This window comes from Phyllobacterium sp. 21LDTY02-6, from assembly GCF_023554255.2.
Classification (GTDB): Bacteria; Pseudomonadota; Alphaproteobacteria; order Rhizobiales; family Rhizobiaceae; genus Phyllobacterium.
The window spans coordinates 146,775-169,779 of the sequence record NZ_JAMJWD020000006.1; the positions used below are offsets into that span (position 1 = coordinate 146,775).

Annotated in this window: 22 protein-coding genes; 4 read left to right on the top strand and 18 right to left on the bottom strand. The window is 61.3% G+C overall.

Features of this window, described 5'->3' with window-relative positions:
• Positions 1–76: 76 nt before the first annotated feature.
• The 12 genes from M8997_RS19215 to M8997_RS19270 form a co-directional block, all read right to left on the bottom strand.
• Positions 77–1,093 carry an ABC transporter permease gene (locus M8997_RS19215; RefSeq protein ID WP_250019577.1) on the bottom strand — a complete coding sequence of 339 codons (1,017 nt, stop codon included), beginning with the start codon at positions 1,091–1,093 and terminating at the stop codon, positions 77–79.
• Positions 1,090–2,643 (bottom strand): sugar ABC transporter ATP-binding protein, encoded by a 1,554-nt coding sequence (locus M8997_RS19220; protein ID WP_250019576.1) that lies wholly within the window; start codon positions 2,641–2,643, stop codon positions 1,090–1,092. The genes M8997_RS19215 and M8997_RS19220 overlap by 4 nt, the downstream gene beginning before the upstream one ends.
• Positions 2,640–3,812, bottom strand: a complete 1,173-nt coding sequence (locus M8997_RS19225) for a Gfo/Idh/MocA family protein (RefSeq protein ID WP_250019575.1) — start codon at positions 3,810–3,812, stop codon at positions 2,640–2,642. The genes M8997_RS19220 and M8997_RS19225 overlap by 4 nt, the downstream gene beginning before the upstream one ends.
• 9 nt (positions 3,813–3,821) lie before the next feature.
• Positions 3,822–4,877 (bottom strand): sugar phosphate isomerase/epimerase, encoded by a 1,056-nt coding sequence (locus M8997_RS19230; protein ID WP_250019574.1) that lies wholly within the window; start codon positions 4,875–4,877, stop codon positions 3,822–3,824.
• A 28-nt stretch (positions 4,878–4,905) separates the two neighbouring features.
• The gene (locus M8997_RS19235; RefSeq protein ID WP_250019598.1) at positions 4,906–5,922 is read right to left on the bottom strand and encodes a LacI family DNA-binding transcriptional regulator; all 1,017 of its coding nucleotides are present in this window, start codon (positions 5,920–5,922) and stop codon (positions 4,906–4,908) included.
• Between the two features lie 132 nt (positions 5,923–6,054).
• On the bottom strand, positions 6,055–7,326 hold the full coding sequence (locus M8997_RS19240) for a hypothetical protein (RefSeq protein WP_250019573.1): 1,272 nt from the start codon (positions 7,324–7,326) through the stop codon (positions 6,055–6,057).
• Positions 7,320–8,162 (bottom strand): tetratricopeptide repeat protein, encoded by an 843-nt coding sequence (locus tag M8997_RS19245; RefSeq protein WP_250019572.1) that lies wholly within the window; start codon positions 8,160–8,162, stop codon positions 7,320–7,322. Before M8997_RS19245 ends, M8997_RS19240 begins: the two co-directional genes overlap by 7 nt.
• Complete coding sequence (locus M8997_RS19250) at positions 8,159–9,088, bottom strand: VWA domain-containing protein (protein WP_250019571.1); 930 nt, start codon at positions 9,086–9,088, stop codon at positions 8,159–8,161. The genes M8997_RS19245 and M8997_RS19250 overlap by 4 nt, the downstream gene beginning before the upstream one ends.
• A complete protein-coding gene (locus M8997_RS19255) occupies positions 9,085–10,062 on the bottom strand; it encodes a VWA domain-containing protein (protein ID WP_250019570.1) in 978 nt (325 codons plus the stop codon). The genes M8997_RS19250 and M8997_RS19255 overlap by 4 nt, the downstream gene beginning before the upstream one ends.
• Entirely contained in the window at positions 10,059–10,523 is a 465-nt protein-coding gene (locus M8997_RS19260; protein WP_250019569.1) for a DUF4381 family protein, read from the bottom strand. Before M8997_RS19260 ends, M8997_RS19255 begins: the two co-directional genes overlap by 4 nt.
• On the bottom strand, positions 10,507–11,409 hold the full coding sequence (locus M8997_RS19265) for a DUF58 domain-containing protein (RefSeq protein ID WP_250019568.1): 903 nt from the start codon (positions 11,407–11,409) through the stop codon (positions 10,507–10,509). The genes M8997_RS19260 and M8997_RS19265 overlap by 17 nt, the downstream gene beginning before the upstream one ends.
• A 13-nt stretch (positions 11,410–11,422) precedes the next feature.
• Complete coding sequence (locus M8997_RS19270; protein ID WP_250019567.1) at positions 11,423–12,418, bottom strand: MoxR family ATPase; 996 nt, start codon at positions 12,416–12,418, stop codon at positions 11,423–11,425.
• Between the two features lie 352 nt (positions 12,419–12,770).
• On the opposite strand from M8997_RS19270, the gene M8997_RS19275 reads away from it, so the two are divergent.
• Positions 12,771–14,777, top strand: a complete 2,007-nt coding sequence (locus tag M8997_RS19275) for a glycosyltransferase family A protein (RefSeq protein ID WP_250019566.1) — start codon at positions 12,771–12,773, stop codon at positions 14,775–14,777.
• Entirely contained in the window at positions 14,774–16,309 is a 1,536-nt protein-coding gene (locus M8997_RS19280; protein ID WP_250019565.1) for a DUF6212 domain-containing protein, read from the top strand. The genes M8997_RS19275 and M8997_RS19280 overlap by 4 nt, the downstream gene beginning before the upstream one ends.
• Before the next feature lie 48 nt (positions 16,310–16,357).
• Here M8997_RS19280 and M8997_RS19285 read toward each other — a convergent pair whose 3' ends face one another.
• The gene (locus M8997_RS19285) at positions 16,358–16,681 is read right to left on the bottom strand and encodes a hypothetical protein (RefSeq protein WP_250019564.1); all 324 of its coding nucleotides are present in this window, start codon (positions 16,679–16,681) and stop codon (positions 16,358–16,360) included.
• Between the two features lie 130 nt (positions 16,682–16,811).
• Entirely contained in the window at positions 16,812–17,561 is a 750-nt protein-coding gene (locus M8997_RS19290; RefSeq protein WP_250019563.1) for an SDR family oxidoreductase, read from the bottom strand.
• A gap of 97 nt (positions 17,562–17,658) precedes the next feature.
• Between M8997_RS19290 and M8997_RS19295 the strand changes: the two genes are divergently transcribed.
• The gene (locus tag M8997_RS19295) at positions 17,659–18,564 is read left to right on the top strand and encodes an AraC family transcriptional regulator (protein ID WP_250019562.1); all 906 of its coding nucleotides are present in this window, start codon (positions 17,659–17,661) and stop codon (positions 18,562–18,564) included.
• A gap of 7 nt (positions 18,565–18,571) precedes the next feature.
• Here M8997_RS19295 and M8997_RS19300 read toward each other — a convergent pair whose 3' ends face one another.
• From M8997_RS19300 to M8997_RS19310, 3 genes are all read right to left on the bottom strand, one after another.
• A complete protein-coding gene (locus M8997_RS19300) occupies positions 18,572–19,741 on the bottom strand; it encodes an amidohydrolase (protein WP_250019561.1) in 1,170 nt (389 codons plus the stop codon).
• Positions 19,742–19,743: 2 nt separating this feature from the next.
• Positions 19,744–20,382, bottom strand: a complete 639-nt coding sequence (locus tag M8997_RS19305) for a GntR family transcriptional regulator (protein WP_250019560.1) — start codon at positions 20,380–20,382, stop codon at positions 19,744–19,746.
• Positions 20,383–20,483: 101 nt separating this feature from the next.
• On the bottom strand, positions 20,484–21,314 hold the full coding sequence (locus tag M8997_RS19310) for a helix-turn-helix transcriptional regulator (protein ID WP_250019559.1): 831 nt from the start codon (positions 21,312–21,314) through the stop codon (positions 20,484–20,486).
• A gap of 96 nt (positions 21,315–21,410) precedes the next feature.
• Here M8997_RS19310 and M8997_RS19315 point away from each other — a divergent pair, with 96 nt between their 5' ends.
• On the top strand, positions 21,411–22,310 hold the full coding sequence (locus M8997_RS19315; RefSeq protein ID WP_250019558.1) for an SDR family oxidoreductase: 900 nt from the start codon (positions 21,411–21,413) through the stop codon (positions 22,308–22,310).
• Between the two features lie 2 nt (positions 22,311–22,312).
• Here M8997_RS19315 and M8997_RS19320 read toward each other — a convergent pair whose 3' ends face one another.
• A complete protein-coding gene (locus M8997_RS19320) occupies positions 22,313–22,999 on the bottom strand; it encodes an alpha/beta family hydrolase (protein ID WP_250019557.1) in 687 nt (228 codons plus the stop codon).
• Positions 23,000–23,005: the final 6 nt, after the last annotated feature.

Consider the following 23,005-nt stretch of genomic DNA (forward strand, 5'->3'; position numbering starts at 1 on the left):
ATTGCGGCTCGGCGGGTGGCCCCTTTCCCCCGTCCCGTGAAGAGAGGCGGGCATTCCGCCTCCTTGAACTCCAGTCTCATGACTGTTTTTTCTTCTGCAAGGTGCGCTGCACCAGCATGGCGATGATGATGATCGTGCCCTGTACGGCGCCGATCAGATACTCGCTGACAATGTTGGAAAGCACCATGATATTGCCGACGACTTCGAGCATGAAGGCGCCGCAGATCGTGCCCCACACCCGGCCTACGCCGCCGCGAAGGGCCGTTCCGCCGATGACCACGGCGGTGATCGCCTGCAATTCCCACAGCAGGCCCGTCGTCGTCGTCGCCGCACCGAGGCGCGGGATGTAGACGATGACCGCAATGGCGACGCAGACGCCCTGCAGCACATAGGTCAGCGCCCTGACGCGATTGACATGGATGCCGGAATAGCGTGCGACGTCCTCGTTCGACCCTACGGCGATGACGTGACGGCCGAACGACGTCTTGTAGAGGATGAAGGCCGCAAGCAGGCCGACGACGATGATGATCCAGACGGGAATGGGCAGCCCGAGGAACGAACCGGTATAGACCGGCCTGAAAAGACTGCGCATCTCCGGCGATTTCATCGCGATCGAGCCGCCATCGGCCAGCCAGACCGTTACCGAGCGGAAGATCGCCATGGTTCCGAGCGTGACGATGAAGGGCTCGATCCGGCCGATGGTGATGATCGCTCCATTAAGCAGCCCCGCGAGGGCCCCGACGCCGATCGCCACCACCACGCCGGCGCAGAGCATGGCCATATTGCCGTCGACAGCACCGGAATTGAGGAACAGCAGCATGATGCCGGCGACGAGTGCCGCCATGGAGCCGACGGAAAGGTCGAGCCCGCCGGCAGAAATGACGAAGGTCGCACCCACCGCGATGATGGCGATGAACGACGAGCGCGTCAGCACGTTGAGCAGGTTGTCGACGGAAAGGAAGTTGGGATTGACGAGGGTGCCGAGCACGAACAGGGCGGCAAGCGCCAGGAACGGCGCCAGCGCCGTCATGTCCAGATCCGCCAGTTTGCGTGCCGCGCCTGGCGCCGCCGTGCTTGTTTTCGTGTCGCTCATGCGTTCTCCGCGCTGTATAGCTCTGCTTCGTTAACTTTCACACCCGTGGCGTAGACGACGATCTCGTCCTCCGTCATCGCATCCCCGGTTACCTCACCGACGATGCGTTGCGACCGCATGACCAGGATCCGATGGCAGACGCCGATCAGTTCCTGCATCTCCGAGGAGATGACGACGACCGATTTTCCCGATTTCGCGAGTTCGGATATGAATTTGTAGATCTGTTCCTTGGTGCCGATATCGATGCCGCGCGTCGGCTCGTCGATGATGACGATGTTCGGTTCGAGCAGCATCATCTTGGCCAGCAGCAGCTTCTGCTGGTTGCCGCCGGACAATTGCCCGGCCAGAAGATCGCGGCGGCGGGCGCGGATATCGAAATCGGTGATTGCCTGGTCGAGCCCGGCATTCTCGCGCTTGCGCTCGATGAGCGGACCGCGGGTGAATCTGTCGAGCGTGGCCAGGGTGAGATTGGTTCGCAGGTCCTGTTGCAGCAGCAAGCCCTTGCCCTTGCGATCCTCGCTCAGGTAGACGAGCCCCGCCGCCATGCTGTCGCGCACGGTCTTGAAGCGGACCGGCTTGCCCTCGAGCAGCACTTCCCCGTGATGGGTGCGCAGGCCGACTATGCCTTCGAACAGCTCGGTACGGCCAGCGCCGATAAGACCGGCAAAGCCGAGAATCTCGCCCTTGCGCAGCACGAACGAGGCATCCTTCGCATAGCCCGGCACGGAGAAATTGCGCACCTCGAGCATGGCTTCATGCCCTGCGCTGTCTTCACGCTCCGGATAGAGTTTCGACATGTCCCGGCCGACCATGAGCCGCGCCATGTCCACCGGCTGCAGTTCCGAGGCAGCGCGCGTGGTGACGAGCTTGCCGTCGCGCAGCACCGTGATACGGTCGGCGATGGCAGCGACTTCCGGCAGACGGTGCGAGATATAAAGAACGGCGACGCCTTTCGCACGCAGCGCGCGGATCACGTTCAGCAGCGCCTCCGTCTCGATCGGTGTCAGCGACGCCGTCGGCTCATCGAATATCACGATGCGATGCGGTACCTGGAGCGCCCGCGCGATCTGCACGAGTTGCCGCCTCGCAATCGACAGGCGCGAGACCGGAACCGTGGGGTCGATCTCCGCGCCGAGGCTGCGCACGGCCTCGGCCGCCTGGCGGTTCATCTCGCGGTCGTTGACCATCAGGCCGCGCCTGAGTTCACGTCCCATGAAGATATTCTGCGCAACCGTCAGGTCGGGAGCGAGCAGGATTTCCTGGTGGACGAGAACGATGCCGCGATGTTCGGCATCGACGGGATTGTGGAATTCAACCGCATTGCCATCCATCGCCACGGTACCGCGCGTCGGCTTCAGATGACCGCTGAGAAGCTTCATCAAGGTCGATTTTCCGGCGCCGTTCTCGCCGATAATGGCGTGAACCTCACCGGGCAATATCGTCAGATCGATATCCGTCAGCACCTCGACCGGGCCGAAAGCCTTGGCGATGCCGCGGGCTTCAAGCACCGGCTGTCCGGCGGATTGGTGTTTGGTATCGATCGTCGTCATACCTTGGTCCAGACGCCGCCCGCCTTGGACGACTTGACGGCTGCTTCGATGAATTCCATGCCGATGAGACCATCTTCCACGGTCGGGAACAACACGTCTTTCGGCGTCTTCTTGCCCGTCCGCGCCGCGATGATCGCCTCGGCAGCTTCGGAGTATATATTGGCAAAGCCTTCGAGATAACCTTCGGGATGCCCGCTCGGCACACGCGTCAACCGCGCTGCCTCCGGCGTTGCGCCCGCACCGCCGCGGGTCAGCAGCTGCTTTGGCTTGCCGAAGGGCGTGAACCAGAGATAGTTCGGGTCCGCCTGCGTCCATTCCAGCCCGCCCTTGGTGCCGTATATGCGCAATTTGAGGCCATTCTCGTTGCCTGGCGCAACCTGGCTGGCCCAGATCATGCCCTTCGCACCGCCATCGAAGCGCAGCAATATCTGCACGTCGTCGTCGAGGACCCGGCCCTCGCCGAAGCTCGTCAATTCGGCGCAAAGCTGTTTCAGCTTCAGTCCCGAAACGAAACAGGCGAGATTATAGGCATGGGTTCCGATGTCGCCGATCGCACCGCCCGCGCCCGACCGCTTCGGATCGACGCGCCATTCGGCCTGCTTGGAGCCGGTGCTCTCCGTCTTCTCGGTCATCCAGTCCTGCGGATACTCGGCCTGGACGACGCGGATCTGACCGAGCAGGCCCTTCTCGACCATGGCGCGCGCCTGGCGCATCATCGGATAGCCGGTATAATTATGGGTGACGATGAACTGCTTGCCCGTCTTCTTGACGAGGGCGACAAGGTCCTTTGCCTCCTTGACCGTCGTCGTCAGCGGCTTGTCGCAGATGACGTGGATGCCGGCCTTCAGGAACGCCTTCGCCGCCGGGGCGTGCATGTGATTGGGCGTGACGATCGACACCGCCTCGATGCCATCAGGCCTCTTGGCCTCGGCCTTCGCCATTTCCTCGAACGAGCCATAGGCCCTTTCATCGGCGATGCCGAGTTCGCGCGCCGATGCCTTGGCGCGGGTCGCGTCCGAGGACAGCGCGCCGGCGACGAGTTCGAACCTGTCGTCCATGCGCAGGGCGATGCGGTGCACGGCGCCGATGAAGGCGCCCTGGCCACCGCCGACCATGCCGATCCTGATTTTCCGGCCGGTGGCCTTTTCCTTCGAAGCTTCGATAGCCATTGCGCCCTCCTATTTCAGACCAAGAATGCGGCGGTTTGCGGCGTCGTCCGTGCCGGCGCCGGCGAAATCGTCAAAAGCCCGTTCCGTGACGCGGATAAGATGCGCGCGGATGAAATCGGAGCCTTCGCGGGCACCGTCTTCCGGATGTTTCAAGGCGCATTCCCATTCGAGTACGGCCCAGCCATCGAAATCATAGGCAGTGAGCTTGGAGAACACCGAGCCGAAATCGACCTGCCCGTCGCCGAGAGAGCGGAAGCGGCCGGCGCGGTTCACCCAGGACTGGAAGCCGCCATAGACCCCCTGGCGGCCGGTCGGATTGAACTCGGCATCCTTGACGTGAAACGCTTTGATCCGCTCGTGATAAATGTCGATATAATCGAGGTAATCGAGCTGCTGCAGCACGAAATGCGAGGGATCGTAGAGAAGATTGGCGCGCGGATGATTGTTTACCCGCTCCAGGAACATCTCGTAGCTGATACCGTCATGCAGATCCTCGCTCGGATGGATCTCATAGGCGGCGTCGATGCCCTGCTCGTCGAGATAGTTCAGGATCGGCGTCCAGCGCCTGGCCAGCTCGTCGAATGCCGCTTCCACGAGCCCCGCCGGCCGCTGCGGGAACGGATAGAGGAATGGCCATGCCAGCGCACCCGAAAATGTCGGCATCGCCTTCAGGCCGAGATGGCGCGAGGCCCGCGCCGCACGCTTCAGCTGATCGACTGCCCATTCCTGGCGCGCCGCCGGATTGCCATGCACTTCCGGTGCGGCGAAACCGTCCATCAACTCGTCATAGACGGGGTGAACGGCTACCAGCTGACCCTGGAGATGGGTCGAAAGTTCGGTGATCGTCAGCCCATGCGCGGCCGCCACGCCGGCGATCTCGTCGCAATAATCCTTGGAATCCGATGCTTTCTTCAAGTCGATAAGGCGGGAATCCCACGCCGGTATCTGGATGCCTTCGTAGCCCATTTCAGCCGCCCAGCCGCACATGGCGTCAAGCGTGTTGAATGGAGCCTCGTCTCCAGCAAACTGCGCGAGGAATATGGCCGGTCCCTTGATCGTCTTCATCTCTGTCTCCGATTCCTACCAATGATGTTCATGGAATATTGTCCCTGAGAAAAATATCGATGCGGATATGTTCCTGGCCGGTCACTATGGGACGCCCTTCGCGCAGCGCCGTCAATATGCGCGCCGTGCTGCGCGCCATATGGCCGGCATCCTGGTTGATGAGCGCGTCTACCGTTCCCTTCACCAGATGGCGCCGCGTCGACGCCGTGAGTTCGTGCGCGACGAATACCACCTTCGATGCGCGATTGGCGGTTTCGAGCGCCGACATGACGCCGAGCTGGCCGCCGCCGGCATTATAAATGGCAACGAGATCCGGATGATCATTGAGGAGCGAACGGGCGACGGCCTCGACGCGGGCATTCTCGTCCCGGGCCTCGCGGACCGGCAGGACTTCGAGATTGGGGTATTCTCGCGAGATGACCTGCTCGAAGCCGAACTGCCGCTCCACATGGTCGCGCAGCGCCAGCGAGCCGGCGATCATTCCGACCTTGCCCTGGCGCGCGCCGACGAAACGGCCGATCAACGAGGCGGCAGTGCGCCCCGCCGCGAAATTGTCGATGCCGACGAAGTGGGCCCGGCGCGAGTTCGGCACGTCGGAAACCAGCGTCAGCACTACTGTTCCCGCATCGGCCAAAGCGTTGATCGCCTCCGTTACCGCCGGATGATCCAGCGCCACCACTGCGACGCCATCGATGCCGGACGGCAGTTTCTCGAGCGCTGCCGCCAGCGCTTCGCCATCGAACGTATCGACATATTGGATCGTGAGGCGCACACGGTCCTGGAGCTGCCGCTCGCGCGCCGCCTGAAACTCCGCCGCCAGTGCGTTCATGAATTCATTTTCGCCAGTCGGCAGCACGATACGGAAATCATAATCGCGTGTACGCGCCAGGCGGGAAGCATGGGGATCAGGAAGAAAACCGAGTTGCTTGATAGCCGCATTGACGCGCTGGATGGTGCGTGCATGCACGCCAACCCTCCCATTCACCACGCGATCGACCGTTGCCAAGCTTACCCCGGCTTCTCGGGCGACGTCTTCAAGCGTCATCTTAACCACGAGAAATCTCCTCCGGGGAAACTCGTAATCGAAAGGAATGAGGTATGCAACTCTTTTTGATCGGTTCTGATGGGAAATGAGGCGAGGCTTGCGGCAGGCCGGCGTCCTTGCGATCGACGGCAATTACCGGGTGAACCGCTTCACAATGCGGGCAAGCGAGGCCTTGTCGGCCTGCTGCTTGCCAAACACCATGGACTCCAGATTTTCAATTGCAGACCGCGGGTGTCCATCAACCTGCCGCTGCAATTGCCAGACCAGGGCGGCATCGCCATCATTTGCCGCGCGCTTCATGCGAAGGCCGGTCCTATAAGCTCGCCAGCGCAGCGCAATTCTCGCGATTTGCGCCCGGAACTGCCTGGAACAGAAGAACAAAGTCACGATCAATGCGCCAAGATAGGCGATCGCAATCAAGGCACGATCGATTGCAAGCATTCCTCGCGCACCAGTACGCTCGACGATGCCAAGCGACCGCTCCATGTCTGCCAGTGTCGGACCGGTATCCTTCAGCGCAACGGTACGTCCGGGAATGATTATCCGCTCCATGGCATTCCGGTCCGTATTGTACCAGGGGATTTCAATTGCCGGCAGGGCTGCAGGGTCGCCGGAAACCGGGCGGATGGTCCATGAATAGGTCACTGATGAAATCGGACCTTCTCTGCCCTCGACAATTTTGTAGGGGCCTGGTTTCTTGAGTCTCGGCAGCTGGTTCAGCGGTTTTCCCAGGCCGATCTCGGTCTTTCGCACCGGTGCCGCCGGAACAACGATCAATCCCGACGCCCTGATTTCCGGACGCGGCGGCAGCTGGTCGTCGGTCACACCCACCCCGGTTAGGGTGATAGACCTTTTCACCGATTGGCCGATGTCGATGCCATCCGGATCGCGGCTCCACTCCTCCTTTGCGGTGATGCTGCGGGCGGCAAGCCACCAGGAACTCGCATCCGTCAATTCCGGTGCGACCTGAATGGTCACGGGTTCGGTTTGAATGACCGTCGATACCCGGGCGCCGTCCCGGTCGATATAAGTCAGGTTCTGGACGAATGGCGGTATCACCAGATTGCCGCTTTGCTGGGCAAACACGGCGATGACCTGCTCGAAGCCGCGCACTTGAGGACTGTTTTCGACAGTGTCGGACCACTCATCCGTGCCAATGAGCATCCAGCGAAAACCGGGAAGCGCAGGTTGCTGCGTTTTGACGAGCGCGACAGGCCTCGTATAGGTGCCTCGCAGCCGCAGCAGGATCATCTCCTGCACGAAGGGCAGTCGGTCCGTCTGATCGACATCCACCCAGATACGCGCGACGGGCTGGGGTTGATCCTGAGCCCGTGCCATTGTTCCGGCCACGGCAAGCGTGAGAGCCAACAGGATCATGCGCGCCGTTGCAGCCCAGCTTACCATAGCGAATCCTTCGACTGAACGGCAATTCCCTGCTCCTGGCGCTGCTTGTGCTCGGCTGCAATTCGCAACCGCAGGAACCTGACCGGATCGTCCGGGATTTGCGCCAGCCATTGCAGCGTGGCCTGTTCCGTTTCCAGCCTCGCCTCCGAAGCGTCCTGTGCGGGCACGGTATCGTCGACGCTGGCCCGGGTAGTCTGACCGCCATTTTTGCCGGCACTGCCGCCGCTATCCGTCGCCGCGCCCTTGGACGACCCCATCCCGGCCTGCAGTTCACTGTCGCGCGCCTCGCCGCGGCGATCGACCTTGCTGCTGCCTGCCATCTGCGCATTGCCTGCGGCTTCGCGCTGTCCGGCCATTCCGTCGCCGGATGTCGACTTCGTTCCCGCATCATCGTCGGAAGCATCGTTCTCGCCGCCTTGTTTTTCCTTGGCCGCCGTCGAACTCGCAAGACCGGCTACAGTGTCCTCGGCTTCCTTTCGGCCCTGCATCAGGGATTGGACGAGCTGGCGATTGGCATAGGCCGCATTGTCGCCCGGGTCGCGTTTGAGAGCGATGTCGTAGGCCCTTACGGCCAAGGGAAGATTGCCGCCGCGCGCGAGGGCGTTACCGAGATTATAGGCGGCTTCGGCACTCCGGGTGGCTTGCAGGGCTGCGATCGCGGATTTGTACTCGCCGGCCCGATAATAGGCGACACCACGCCAGGCTGGATCGGACAGCATGTGTGCCGCAAGATCCAGATAGCCCGCCCAGAGCATCAGGCGGCCGGCCCGATCATTGGAGATGAGCAAAAGGATCGCCACTATCAACAGGAGGAGCGCGAGCAATGATTTTTTCATATCCGCCTCCCGAACAGGCCGAGGAAGGGTATGGCGGCGAGGATCAGCATGTAACGGCCAAGGTCCAGCCACGCCAGTGCGGTATAGCCGTTTTTCTCGAGCTTCTGCCCAAGAGGTAGATCCAGCGCCGAGAGCAGCGGCGATAGATCGGCCGTATCCGCCAGAATGCCCCCGCCTTCGGCTGCCAGCCGCACAGCTCCGGCCCTGTCTGGCGCCGGCATATTGGCATCGCCCTGCGCCGAAGCGACAAAGAGGACGTTCGCCCTGCGCCCTGCCTTGCGCAGCGCCCTCGCCGCCTCGATCGCAGCAGGGTCGACGCCGCCGCCGTCCGTAACCAGAACGAGGTCGCCACCGATCATGTCGGCGTCGGAAAACATGGTCTGCGCCAGCGTCATGGCCCGCGCCGGGGCGCTGCCCTGCTCCGCAACGACGTTGGAAAGGTCTCCGCCCAATAGTGGATACAGCATTTGCCGGTCAGCGCTGAAAGGGCTGCCGAGATAGGCGTCTCCCGCGAAGAGAATGAGACCGACCTGCTGGCTCGCAGCGCTGTTGTCTATCAGATGCGTGGCTGCGATCTGCCCGTCGGTCACCGCTCCGCTATCGATCATGGATTTCGATGTATCGAGGGCGACGATCACGCCGTCGAGGTTGCGAAAGCTGCTACTGGCCGGGTTGCGGATCGCCGGACCCGCCAGCGCCGTGGCGATGATGCCGGCCACTATCAACCAGATCGACAATCGCGGACCACCTTTGCCGCGTCCCTTGAAGGCGCCGCGCTTTTCCAACGCTCGCAGCAGCGATGGATCGGTTGCGCGCACCCAGTCCCCGCCATGGCCGCGGTCACGCAGGATGAAGCCCAGCGCCACCAGCAGGGGCGGAACGATCAGCCACCATGGACGGAGAAAAACAAATTCGGACAGGTTCATATGGCTCTCCGCTCTGCGAACAAGCCCACCAGGCACAGAAGCAAGGCAAGGCCGGCCGGATAGGGCCACAGGTTGTGCTGTACGAGGACCGATGGAGAGGCTACGCTGCTCGTCTCCAGCTTGTCCAGGGATGTTGCAAGCTTGCGAAGATCATCATTGGTCTCGATCATAAAGCTTTCACCACCGCTTGCCTTGGCGATATCGGCAAGCGTGATCGCATCTCTCTTGGGCGCAATCGTCGCTGAACTGACGTTTTCGTCGAGATCCGTGCCCAGCATGATCGTATGCACCTTGATCCCCAGAGTCTTGGCGAGCCGGGCCGCCGACTCGGCACTGGTCGCCCCCGCCGTATTCGCACCGTCGGACAGGAGGATCACCACGCGGGAGCGGGCCTGCGACCGCCGGAGAATTTTCAAGGACAGGCCCAATCCGTCACCGATGGCGGTGGAGCGTCCGACCATCCCGATCTCGACATTTCTCAGAGCCGTTTCGACGGCGGAAAGATCGAATGTCGGTGCCGCGGCAAGAAACGGCTCGTCAGCGAACATCACAAGTCCCACCCTGTCACCGGAGCGGCCGCGCAGAAACTTCGCGCCGATTTCCTTGACCACTTCGATGCGCCGGGTGGAGGTACCGTCGAGCGAGAAATCCTTGCGTTCCATGCTGCCGGAGAGATCGAGCGCCAGGATGATGTCGCGGCCCGAAACCGGCAATGCGGCGACGGGTTGTATGAGCTGCGGTCCCGCGAGGGCCAGCACGCCCAGCAACCAGACCGTCCAAAGGATCGCCGCAAGGCTGCGCTCGTCGCCCAGGATGCCGATCTGCACACCGTCGATGTTGTCGAAAACCACAGACGAAGGGACCGTCAAAGTTCTCGCCTGATGCCGCCGCGCTTTCAACAGCCGCGCCGCAAGCAGCGGTAACGGTATCGCCAGAAGCGCCCAGGGCGATGCAAAGGAGAAGCCCTCGATCATGACCTTCTGCCTTGCAACAGTTCGCGGAGCGTGGCTCCTAGTTCGGCGCTCCCGAACGGTGGTTGCCTCGAATAGAGGCCATCGAGCAAGACACGACCGTTGCCCTTGCGGAAGAATTCTGTCCTGAAGAGATTATCGAGTTCCTCCAGCCAGTCTTCTCCCTGTTTGCGTGCCGCACCATCGCCCGCAACGATTTTCACATAGCCGCGCATCAACGAGGCCTGCGCTGCCAGACGCTCGTCGTCGCCAAGACTTTCCACTTCATCGATCGCGGCGATGAAACGCTGTTCAAGAGAAGCAGCTTTTCTTCTGTTGCGGTAAGCGAGTGCCATCTGGATGATTATCGCCGTTATCGCACCGGCAAGCAGCGCGACGGCCATCTGCTCCCAAAGCAAGGACGCCGGGACTGCAGGCAGGCGAATGGCTTGCAAGGCATTGAGCGGATCAGCTGTATCGGCCATGAAGTTCGCCCAAAGAGTTGATCTGTGCTTCCGGTTCGGTTTCGCTGTGGAATTCTACGATGCGAGCACCCAGGCTTTCGATCCGACGCAGCATTTCCTCGCGTTTTTTGCGGACCGGACTCGTGTTCGAAACAATTCGCACGCCCCTGACCGCATCGCGGGTCTCGAATGGAAACACCCCGGCTGGCGCATTCCGTTCGAAAGCATCGCTGATGCAGGCAATCTTCAGGTCGCAGCGATGCAGAACCAACTGCACGGCGTCTTCGAACTGATCACCCCTGTCATCGAGATTGCTCGCGAGCACGATCGTTCCGCCCCTGGGCAATGCCTTGGCTGCAATGCGCAATGACGCGTCCAGGGGGATGACAGGCCTTGCCGATGGCAGATCGAGCGATTGGCCGTGCGCCTTCAGCATGCCGGAAATCACCGAGAGCATGCCCCGGTCCGATGGAGCAGCCCTTACCAACAGCGGTTCGATCCCGCCGATGGCAAGCAAACCGACCCGCCCGCCGAATTCCGTGGCGCGCCAGCCTGAAAGCGCCAGGATCTCGGCAGCAGCGACCGACATGAACACCCGCCTCGTCCCGAACTGCATCGCAGGCCTGAAATCGGCAAGCAGCAACGTCGTGTGTTCCCTTTCTTCCCGAAAGGTCTTTACGTGCGGCACACCGGTGCGAGCCGTGGAGTTGCGGTCGATGGTGCGAATGTCGTCGCCATAGGTCCACAGCCTGATATCGTCAATCTCGCTGCCGCGGCCCCGTCGCTTGGTTGCAATGGGACCGGGCATGGACTGGGTTCTGATATTCCGGTTCTGCCTGGCGTTTGCCGCAGCGTGCTTCAGCAGGATCAGCGCCGTTGTATCAATGAAGGTGCCCTTGTCGCTCATTTGGGATACCGACCTACAGGGGCACGATACGATCGAGGATCGTCGCAATCACGCCGCGAGGCGTATCGCCTTCCGCTATCGCTTTCCAGGTCAGGCCGAGGCGGTGGGCGAGGACATCTCCGGCGAGAGCCTGAACATCCTCCGGCGTGCCGTAGTCGCGGCCACCGAGAAATGCGCGCGCCTTCACCGTTGCCGCCAGCGAAAGGGAACCGCGTGGAGACACTGAATATTCGATCTTGGCTCTCGTATCCGCGCCTCCCGTTTCATCCCGGGTCGCCATTACCAGCCGGACGATGTAGTCCTTCAAGGCTGGCGACAGATGAACCGCGTTGACCTGCAGCCTCGCCCGCTGAATTTCGCCGATACTGATCTTGTCGCCGACAACAGGAACGCTACCGCCTCGCTCCTGTTCGACCAGATCGAGAATCTCACGCTCGGCCGCAGCATCTGGAAAATCGACGGTGACGTGAAAAAGAAACCGGTCGAGCTGGGCTTCGGGCAGCGGAAACGTGCCTTCATGTTCAATCGGATTCTGCGTGGCGACGACCATGAAGGGATCGGGCAAGGGATAGGTTTTTCCCGCTGCCGTGACCTGCTGCTCTGCCATGGCCTCCAGAAGTGCCGATTGTACCTTGGGCGGGGCGCGATTGATCTCGTCCACCAGGATCAGCGAATGGAATACCGGACCTGCAACGAATTCGAAGGTGCTTCGATCGGGCCGCCATATCGGCGTGCCGGTCAGATCCGCTGGCATCAGATCCGGCGTGCACTGTATTCTCGCAAAGGTCGTGTCAACATGATTTGAAAGCTGCTTGACGGCCCTGGTCTTGGCGAGCCCCGGCGCACCTTCGATCAGCACATGGCCGCCGACGAGCAGTGCCATAAGCAGCCTGTCGACGAGGGCAAGCCGCCCTATCAAACCGGCTTCGAGATTTTGGGCAAGCCGATTGAACCTCAGCCCGATATCCGTCTCGTCCCCGGTGGAGAAATCCTGATTCACGCCTTCCATAAAACTTTCCCAGTCTTATGGTGCCCGAAGCAGACGATAGCCAAATCCTGGAAATGTTCAAGGAGAGATCCGAGACAAGAGGTGTATGGATGAACTGGTCTAAAACAATGCCAAAAACGCCTGTGCGTCAAACATGGTTCATTTCCGGTTCACATTGGAACCGTAGACTTCAGTGACAAAAAACAAGCAGCAGGAACAAGCGTGCGCCAAAATTGCCTGATTTCCATCTGATGGACGGGACGGGGGGCGACAGGACACAGGTCATGAAAGATTTTCGGCTGGAAGAGCGGTGCTTTGTACTGGGAGCCAGCGGCTCGCATGATCCATCCTTGCAAGACCGGGAGGCCCGGCATTGAACCCGTTCGTTGCCAAGGCGGCCATTATCATCCCCGCCCATGGCCAGCCTTTCCTCACTTACGAAGCGCTGCACTCGGCCCTGGCCCAGATCACGGATTTCAACTACGCGGTTGTCGTCGTCAATGACGGCTGTCCGATGGAAGAAACCCATGTAGTCTGTCAAAGCTTCGCCACGGCCTTCCCCGAACGCATCTTCTACCTTGCGAAGCGGAATAGTGGCCTGAGCGCTGCGCGCAATTCCGGGATTGAATTCGCACTCGCCGCATTTCCCGAACTTGAAGCAGTGTATTTCCTCGATTGCGACAATCGTATTGGCCCGCATTTGCTACAGCGCCTCCTGGATGCGCTCCGTGCTTCCGGGCCGGAGGTCGGCTGGGCATATCCCGACGTGGGCAAGTTCGGCTTCGCGGAACACGCCGACACGTCCGGCCCATATTCGCCTCTGGAGCATCTGTTCCGCAATTTCTGCGAAGCCGGCAGCATGGCGTCGCGGCGGATGCTTGACGCCGGAATACGTTTCGACACCGAAATGCGCCAGGGGGTCGAAGACTGGGAATTCTGGCTACAGGGCCTGGAGAAGGGTTTCCGTGGAATTCATGTCCCGGATACCGGCTTTGCCTATCGCAGAAGAGGTGAAAGCATGCTCGTTGCCGCGGAACGGGAGTTTGACGCTATCAAGCGCTTCATCCGCAATCGTCACCCCGATCTCTACAACACCCGCCATGTCCTGGGACTGGAGGTGGAGGCCCGCTCACGCTACGCGGTTTTTCATCCGGACACCGACACGGTCAGTTGCTTCACTGCGACCGATGACCTGGAAACATTGACCAGAACCGAATTCACCATCCGCCTTCTACGATCTGGCCAACGTCCTTCCTATGGCGCGTGCCCCGGCCAGCTGATTGTCATGACTCAATCGCTGTTCGAGGCACTCCGCGCGGGCGGTATACTGGCGGGGGTGCTGTGGACGCTGGAATGCGCGCTCGCCCGGGCCACCATCGTCAGTTGCCTGGCGAGGAGACGCCCTGCTGCACGCGCCACCATAGACTGGGCAAAGGGGCAGCCCAGCGACATGGACCAGCCGGCAGACCTCTGGCCGGAAACGATATGGGCGGTAGAGAGCAATGTACTGGTCCGTCATGCGCTGTCCAGTACAGTCGATATTCGTCGCGGCGAGATGCAAAGCAGCAAGCGCTATCATCATATACCACTGCGGCTGCAATATTCCGGCCTGGCGCCGGCGGTGCAATCCCGTGGAGGCCCAGATGGCCTCGTCACGCTGTGTGATGGAATTGTAAAGGCGGCCGAGAGTGAGCATTATTCATTGTGGAACTCCATTCCCATGGACCGTTACCGTTCTCATCCTGCTTTGCCACGCAATGTATATCCGGAACTGTTCAATGTGCCGTCGGTTCTGCCGGCTCGAACGTCCGGAGGAAAGAGGCACGTTGCGTTCATATTGTCATCGGCGGAAGCTCGGCACATAAAGATTGCCGAAGACCTTGCACGGGCCTTGATGAACCGGGAAACCGTGCTCCATCTGGTTATTTTCGGCACCGCCAGTCCCGACGTCACCGCTGGCTCGATCTTCTCCGAAACGATCGTTCTGTCGCTGCCGCACCTGCTGGACGGCGTCCGCTTCGATACGTATCAGGCGGCCGCGCTTCCCCGGCTGGAGCCGGCGCATATGAGCGACGCGGTCGGCGCCATGGCTGCCTACGATCTCGTGGTTAATGTGGAAGGTCAGCTGGCGCACTCTGCGATGGGGTCGCTCAAGCGGCTCAATGTGGAAACATGGCTGCTGCTCGGGGGGCAAGCGAGCAAGGTGACAAGCGCCGATATCAGCGCCTGTTCTGCCTTTGAGCAGGCATACCGATCCATCATTGTTCCTGACACGGATTCGGCCCATTTGTGCCGGGCCTTCGGAATACCCGAAACGAAACTGCGTCTGTGGCAGGACCTCGTGCAATCGGACGACCATGTCCTGGCGGATATTGCATGATGCTGCACGCGCCCGCTCACATGCTGTCAAAGCTTTACGATGGCAATCCGAAGGTCCTGGTTCTCGCCGACGGCCTGATACCATTCGGTCGCGCACAAACGCATCTGGATCACTACCTGTTCGCCCAGGGCCAGGACGGTCGGTTCATATTGCAGGGAGCCAACGACGAAGCTGGTCTTCACGCACTCGAGCTTCCCCCGACAAATGTATGGGCAATCTGGGTGCCGGCTCCGGTCAGCGCTGCGACACTTGAGCAAATGAAAGACTGGTGCATCGGCAAGGGTGGCGAGCGTTTCGACGCAGTGATCGTCGAGGGCGGACACGATGAGCTTGTGCAGGCACTGCTTGGCCGCTCGCTGCAAGAGACAAGGAGGCTGGCAAACTCGAATGTCGCATTGATGCGCGACGTCGCGGCAATGCGTGAAAGCTGGGAAAGCCACGTCCGCATTCCGGCGGAAATCGAGCAGCTCCTGCAGAATTTACGGCTCAGTTCGCCTCGCCTGATATTCGACAATGGAGAGACGCCTGGCCAGCGGACGTTGCCGGTCGGGCCATCGGAACGAGCCCGCATTGTCCAGCGCCTGCCCGTCGGTGCGCGCGGCCTGCTTGGGTTCGATTTGCGCCTGACTGGCGTCAGCGATCCGCGCGGCTCTCTCTTCGCCCGGCTGGTTGCGCGCGACACGGGCGCAGTGCTCGCCGAGGGCCGGACGACATCGCACAATCTTACTACCGGTTGGCTGCCGTTCCGATTGCAGCGGGCCATGTCAATTTCCGCGCATGCGACCGATCTTCATATCTGGACAGAGAGCGACAGCGGCGGACCCGTGGCCGAGTTGGCGATCGTAAGTACAGGATTGCTGTCGGAATTTCGAGTTGCTCAGGATGGCGCCGACGCGCGCGACCCGGAGGTTCCCCACATGCTGGCGCTGCGCCTGTGGGGTGGCCTGCCCGGTGTCGATATCCTTTCCGCCGAGGGAGAGCTCGGCAATGGACCGCTGGCGGCGTTCACCATGTCCGTGCCCGATTTGGTCGTGCAGTCAGTGTCGTTGACGCGCGAACTGTCGGCTCCCTACCCGGTATTCGGGTACATGGAACATGGCAAGGTGCTGTTGCGTCCGCTCAAATCCATTCCCTCGGCCGCCGTATTGAGGCTGCCCCCGACGCGGGGACTTGTCGAGGTTTCCTGTGAAATATTCATCGATGACAAACGCTGCGAAACGCCGGGACTTGGCGCGCGCATCGTCGTGACCCGCAGAGGGGCCACGGTGGAAGAGGCGGAAAACGCAGAAGGTGCGCTTGCAGCTACGGACTGGGTCGAACTGAACGAGCCGCTAAAGACATCGAAACTCATCGCCCGTTTGCCGGATATATGGAACGAGCCGGTGGACGTGCATCTCTTCTCCCGCTTGCCGAAGCCCGGACCCGTGCCGCCGTATGGACGCGTCGTGTTCAAGGGTTTCGAAACGCAGGTGCATGCGGGCTCGGCCTGGGAGCGATCACCTGTCATGCTGCAGGCATCCGCTCCAGCCTGAGATCGCCATGGCGGCGATCCTGTTCCTTGTAACCGGACGTGCGAGAGATCAGGTCTTGCTTGAACGCCTGTGGAGCGCACGCGCGACGTAGATACCTCCGACCAGGCCGACAATAACGCTCATGGTCATGTTGCGCGTTGAATCATCCTTCACAATCGGGCGGACCATGACCGATCCATCCTGGGATTCCGCATATTGTGGCCCGCGCAGAATGAAAAAGCCCTGTGCCGCCGCGAAGAATGCTACGCCTGCAACGACACCCAACAAAACAGCTCGCTTGTTGGCGAAAATACTATTGCTCATAATGTTCCTGGTTTCCTGGTCGATATGGTCACGCTGCCCTTCGGCTTCACGCCTCGACAGGACAATCATGAGGGTTCGGATAACGCCTCAAACCCTGTAGATCAAGTCGCTCATGGCGAATTGTTGACGACTGCGCACATGGCTTGCAGGCCTGCCCGCGAAACCATGTGCGTCATCCTGTGGCAGGCCCGTACGGGTGTCAGCCCGCCTCGGCCATCCACTGCACCGCGTCCGCTCCCGCCGGAATCCTGAGTGGCGCATTGGCCTCCGTGGCCGCCTGCCAGACAGCCTCCGCCACATCGCTCGCATGGGTCACCGGACCGCCCGCCGCTTGGAAATCGGCGAAAATTCCTTCGATCAGCGGCTTGTAGTCGGGATTGTCGAGCCCGCGCAGGTGCGGCATAGCGTTATCGCCGAACTGGGTTTCGGGCGAACGGCCGGGGAGCACGATATGCACGCGCACGCCGAACGGCTCGAGTTCGACCGCCAGGCTTTCGGTGAGCGCATTCACCGCCGCCTTGCTTGCGCGATAGACGCTGACGAGCGGCAGCGGCTTGAGCGTCACCGTGGAGGTGACATTGACGATCACGCCCGCCCGGCGCTCGCGGAACCCCGGCAGCACCGCCTGCAGCATTGCCAGCGTGCCCAACGTGTTGGTCTCGAACAGTTGGCGTGCGGTCTCTGGCTCGATCAGTTCGACCGGCACCGCGGCGCCAAACCCGGCATTGTTGACGAGCACGTCGATTTGCCCGGCCTTTTCCATTGCGCGGGCAATACTAGACGGATCGGTGACATCGAGCGGCAAGACCAGGAGATGGTCCGATGCCGGCAGGAGGTCGGTCCTGGGGTTGCGCATGGTGGCGATCACTCTCCAGCCACGATCGAGGAAGAGTTTCGCGGTTTCGAGGCCGAAGCCTGAGGAACAGCCGGTAATGAGGACGGTGGGCATGATATTGCTCCAATTGTTGAAAGTGATATGGAGATAATACCCATGCGTGATACCTTCTATAGGTGAACGTCTCGAATTCATTAGCGATAGTCCAGACATGACCGCCGACCCACTTGCCGAAATCGTGACCCTGCTCCAGCCATCGGCCAGTTTCTCGAAGCTGGTCGAATATGCCGGGCGCTGGCGTATCCGCCGCGACGTCGAGGGTAGGCCCGTCTATTTTGCCGTTCTGGAAGGCGAGTGCCGCGTTGTTGGCGCCAACCAGCCGCCATTCATAGTGCGCGCCGGTGATTTCGTATTGTCGCCGTCGAGCAACAGGCAGGTCATCGAGAGCATCGACGCGCCACCTCATGGCGTTGACATGCTGCCGGTCGAGCTTGGCGAAGGGCGCTTCCGGGTTGGCCGGACTAGCGCGCCTGTCAACCTACGGATGCAGGTCGGCGTGTGCAGCTTCGCATCGCCGGACGCCGCCCTTCTCGTGTCCTTGCTCCCGGCGATGGTGGTGGCGCGGGGCGAACCGCGGCTTGCTACGCTCATGCAGTTGGTCGGCGACGAGACCCGGCAATCGCGACCCGGGCGTGAACTGGTGCTGGAACGCCTGCTGGAGGTGCTGCTGATCGAGGCACTGCGCTGTGGCGCCGATACGGCGTCGGTACCAAGCCTGGCGCGCGGGATCACCGATGATCGCCTGGTTCTGGCCTTGCGCGCAATGCACACGAGACCGGCTCACGGCTGGACGGTTGCCGATCTTGCCGCCGAAGCGGCAATGTCGCGCTCTGCCTTCTTCGCCCGCTTCAACCGCGTCGTCGGACTGCCGCCGATGGAATATCTGCTCACCTGGCGCATGGCGCTCGCCAAACGCCTGCTGCGCACGCGCGAATTCGCGATTCCGCAGGTCGCAGCCCGCGTCGGCTATGGATCGGCGAGCACGTTCAGCACTGCCTTTGCCCGGCACGTGGGCATGCCGCCGGCGCGCTATGCCCGGGATGGAGCGGCTGGTTGAACCCTGCCTAGTTGCTCCTCGCCTCGACGAGCGATGCAAAGTAGGAGGCCCCGAAGGGCAGCGCTTCGTCGTTGAAATCGAACCACGCACTATGGAGGATGCGGCCGTTGTCGTCCGGTCCATTGCCGATCCAGCCATAGCATCCCGGCCGGTCTTCGAGCATGAAGGCGAAGTCCTCGACGATCATCGTCTGCGGCGGGTTCGTATCGATCCTGTTGAACACCACCGATCCCGCGGCTTCCGCCGCTCGGGCAGCAGCCCCCGCATTGATCAGCGTCGGATATTGCTGGACATAAGACACCGTGCCCTGCGCGCCGGTCGACATGCAGATGCCTTCGACGACACGCCGGACCGCCGTTTCCGCAGCCGCGCGCGCTGCGGGAGAAAACGCCCTCACGGTGCCCCGGATCGTGATCGTGTTCGGCAAGACATTATAAGCATCGCCACCGTGAATTTGCGTGGCGCTAACGACGATCGCATCCAGGGGATCGACATTTCGCGCGGAAATCTGCTGGAGCGCCACGAGGATATGCCCGGCGGTCAGGACGACATCAGCCCCCTTGTGCGGCTGTGCCGCATGCATTCCGGTGGACGTCACCTCGATCTCGAAGGCATCGCCGGAAGCCATCATCGGCCCCGCCTTCACGGCGAAGGTTCCGATTTCCATTCCGGGCCAATTGTGCAATCCGTAGATCTCGTCGCAGCGAAATTTGTCGAACAGCCCTTCCCGGATCATGCGGGCGGCGCCGCCGTCTTCGCCTCCCATCTCCTCGGCGGGCTGGAATATGAAAACGACGCGGCCGGAGAAATCCCTGGTCTCGGCCAGATAACGGGCAGCGCCGAGCAGCATCGTCGTGTGCCCGTCATGACCGCAGGCGTGCATGACGCCGCTCTTCGTCGAACGATGCGGGAAATCGTTGCGCTCTTCGATCGCAAGCGCATCCATGTCAGCCCTCAGCCCTATGGAGCGTCCACTTTGGCGGTTGCCATGAAGCACGCCGACAACGCCTGTCCCACCCACGCCTTCGGTCACTTCGATGCCGTAGGAGCGAAGCTTTTCCGCGACGAAGCTGGCGGTTGCATGTTCCTGGTAGGAGAGCTCTGGATTGGCGTGAAGATGATGCCGCCACCGGGTCATTTCATCGTGAAATTCGGCGATTCTGTTCTTGATGGGCATCTTCAGTCTTTCCGCGTTCGTATGTCGCGATGGGCAAGCCGCAAATGCTCGCCCAGCGCCGCAATCGCGCCAGCCTCGTCGCCATCCCGGCAAGCCTGAAGCAATATTCGGTGTTCTGCCGCCGACTTTTCGGGGCGCGCGACGATGGAACTCGCGATCACTTCTGCCAGAGCCGATGCCTTGTTCAGTTGCGCGATGGTCCGCAGCAGCGTCTGCCGGTTCGAAGGACGATAGAGAGCGTGGTGAAAATCCCAGTTCAGAGCGGAGAGCCTCGAAGGCTCGTCTTCTGCGTCTGCCGCGTCGAGTGCCATCTCGGCCCTGGCAAGATCGAGCTTCGTGATCTGAGGAAAGGCGGATCCGAGCGCCAGCGGTTCCAAAAGCAGCCGCATCTCGAACAGATCGTCGATCATTCCCCGGTCAAGCTCTGCGACCCTCGCTCCCTTGTAGCCGGTCGTTTCGACCAACCCCTCTTCGGCAAGCGATTGGAGAGCGTGTCGCAGCGGCGTGCGGCTGACGCTCAACTGCTCGGACAATGCTTCCTGCCGCAGCGGCTGGCCTGGCTGCAACGTGCCGTTCAGGATCAACGTCCTGATCTTGGCGGCGGTCGATTCTGCCTGTGTCTTTTGCGTATCCGAAATCATAATTGTATCCAATATTGATTTCGACTCGCCCTGTCAATGCCGTACGGTCACCGGCGAGCCAGGTCAGGATGCTGCGGGAGTTCGGCAAACCGGCCTCGCCTTCAGCAGGCGCTGGCAATCAGCGAGCGAAACTGCTCCGTCACCTCGGAATTTGCCGGACTGTAGACCATCATGTTGAGATCGGACCGGCCTTCGACCGCGAAGGTCGAGAATTCCAGATCTATCCGTCCAAGGATTGGGTGGTGAAGGCTCTTGATGCCTTCGCGCGTGGTCGTGATTTCATTGTCGTCCCACATCGCCTTGAATTCCGGGCTGCTGGCCGAGAGTTCCTCGACCAGTTGGCGAATTTCCACGCCTGCCCCGGCGCGTGCAGCATCGGCCCGGAATGCGCCAACGACATAACGCGCGACGGTGCGCCAGTCGTCCTGCACGGCGCGCATGCGCTCATCGGAGAACATCATGCGAAGAACGTTGCGTTTCTCCCTGGGCAGTTTGGCATAGTCCGTCAGTATCACGGCTGCTGCCTTGTTCCACGCCACCACATCCCATGTCGCGGTTCTGATGATGGCGGGGCTGAAGGGCATGGCGTCCAGTACGTGCTGCAGCCGAGGCGTGATGCCATCGTGCTGCCGGTAACGCGGTTCGGGAGGATGTCCGAAAGCGAGAATATGGAGATGATCACGCTCGGGCTCGGTCAGCATCAGCCCCTTTGCGATGCGATCGAGCACGTGGCCGGACGGCGCTCCGCCCCGCCCCTGCTCCAGCCAGGTGTACCAGGTCGGGCTTATATTGGCGAGCAGCGCAACTTCCTCGCGCCGCAAGCCCGGCGTGCGGCGGCGCCCCGGCTGAAAGCCGAATGAAGCCGGTTCAAGGCGCATGCGGCGGTCACGCAGGAATGTGCCGAGAGCATTTTCTGTGACGTTGTCGCTCATGCGATCCTGTTGGCAATTATACTAGGATAAAGTCACTACTTTAACAGGACAATTTTCCATGAGATCACCCGGCACGTCAATACATGGAGATTTCATATGCGTGTTTTTCTGACAGGTGCCACCGGGTTCATCGGGTCCCGGGTCCTCCGCGAGCTACTGGCGGCTGGCCATGAGGTGACAGGCGTCACCCGTTCCGACGCCGGAGCGAAAGCGCTGGCCAGCGCCGGTGCGTCCGCTCATTTCGGAACGCTTGAGGACCCCGCAAACCTGGCCAAGGGAGCCGAGAATGCCGACGCGGTCATCCACACGGCGTTCGACCATGACTTCTCGAACTTCGCGGCCAATTGCGAAAAGGATCGCCGCGTCATCGGCGCGCTCGGGTCTGTCCTGAAGGGATCCGACCGGCCGCTGCTTATCACGTCGGGCGTCGGCATCGGCGATCCGGGCAATGGCGAGCCGGCTCGCGAGGATGTATTCGACGCCGGTCATTTCAATCCGCGCATAGCGTCGGAACTGGCCGGGCAGGAACAACTCGAGGCGGGCGTCAATCTCGGCGTCGTTCGGCTTCCGCAAGTACACGACACTGTCAAACAGGGTCTGATCTCACCTTATATCGCCATGGCGCGTGAAAAGGGCGTTGTCGCCTATGTCGACGAGGGCGCCAATCGCTGGGCCGCGGCTCATGTGGATGATGTGGCGAAGCTCTACGTGCTGGCGGCCGCTCGCACCGAACCTGGCCTCCGCTACCATGCAGTGGCCGAAGAGGGTGTTTCCGCGCGCGATATCGCCGAAACGGTGGCCACCGGCCTTGGATTGCCAGCCATCTCGCTCTCGAAAGAGGAAGCGCAAGCCCATTTCAGTTGGTTCGCCATGTTCGCTGCGGCAGACATAACGGCTTCGAGCGCGCTGACGCGGCAGAAACTGGGTTGGCTGCCGACTGGTCCCAGCTTGCTCAGCGACCTCAAGGACATGGACTATTCGGTGATGCAGGCCTGAGGTCAGGCAGCGGATGCGGGGCCGCCCCTGACGCCGTCCGCTGCCGCGGAGGCCACGGTCAATGCGCCAGCCCAGGCCGCGGCCCGCGCAGCCATTATTGCCAGATGGTCGGCCATGACAAATCCGGATACGCTTTTGCGCGGCCTGAAATCATGATCGCCATCCTCGAGCCAGAGCATCTCGATCTTGTCCGAGAGCCTGTATCCGGCGACCTCGTCCCGACTGCCAAACTGATCGCGAGTGCCTTGGACTATAAGCGTTGGCGTGGTCATCTCGGCGAGATGCGCCGTGCGTTGCTGTTGCGGTTTGCCGACAGGATGAAAAGGATATCCGAGACAAAGGAGCCCATTGATTTTGCCGGATGCATGAAGTTCATCCGCAATCATGCTGGCAACGCGCCCGCCCATGGATTTGCCGCCTATGAACAGAGGCCCGCGTGCATCGAGTGCTTCCACCGCGGCCAGATATTCCGGAATGAGACTTTCGGCACGGGGCGGCGGCTTTCTGCCGGCCGATGTTCGCCTCCCCGCCATGTAATCGAATTCGAAACGCGCAACCCGAAAACCTACCCCCGCCAGTGAGCGGGCGATGGCTGTCATTGCATCGGAATCCATAGGCGCACCGGCCCCATGAGCGAGCAGGATTGTCCGACCACCAGTATCGTCGCTATCGATAAGAAAATTTGCCATCGTCCG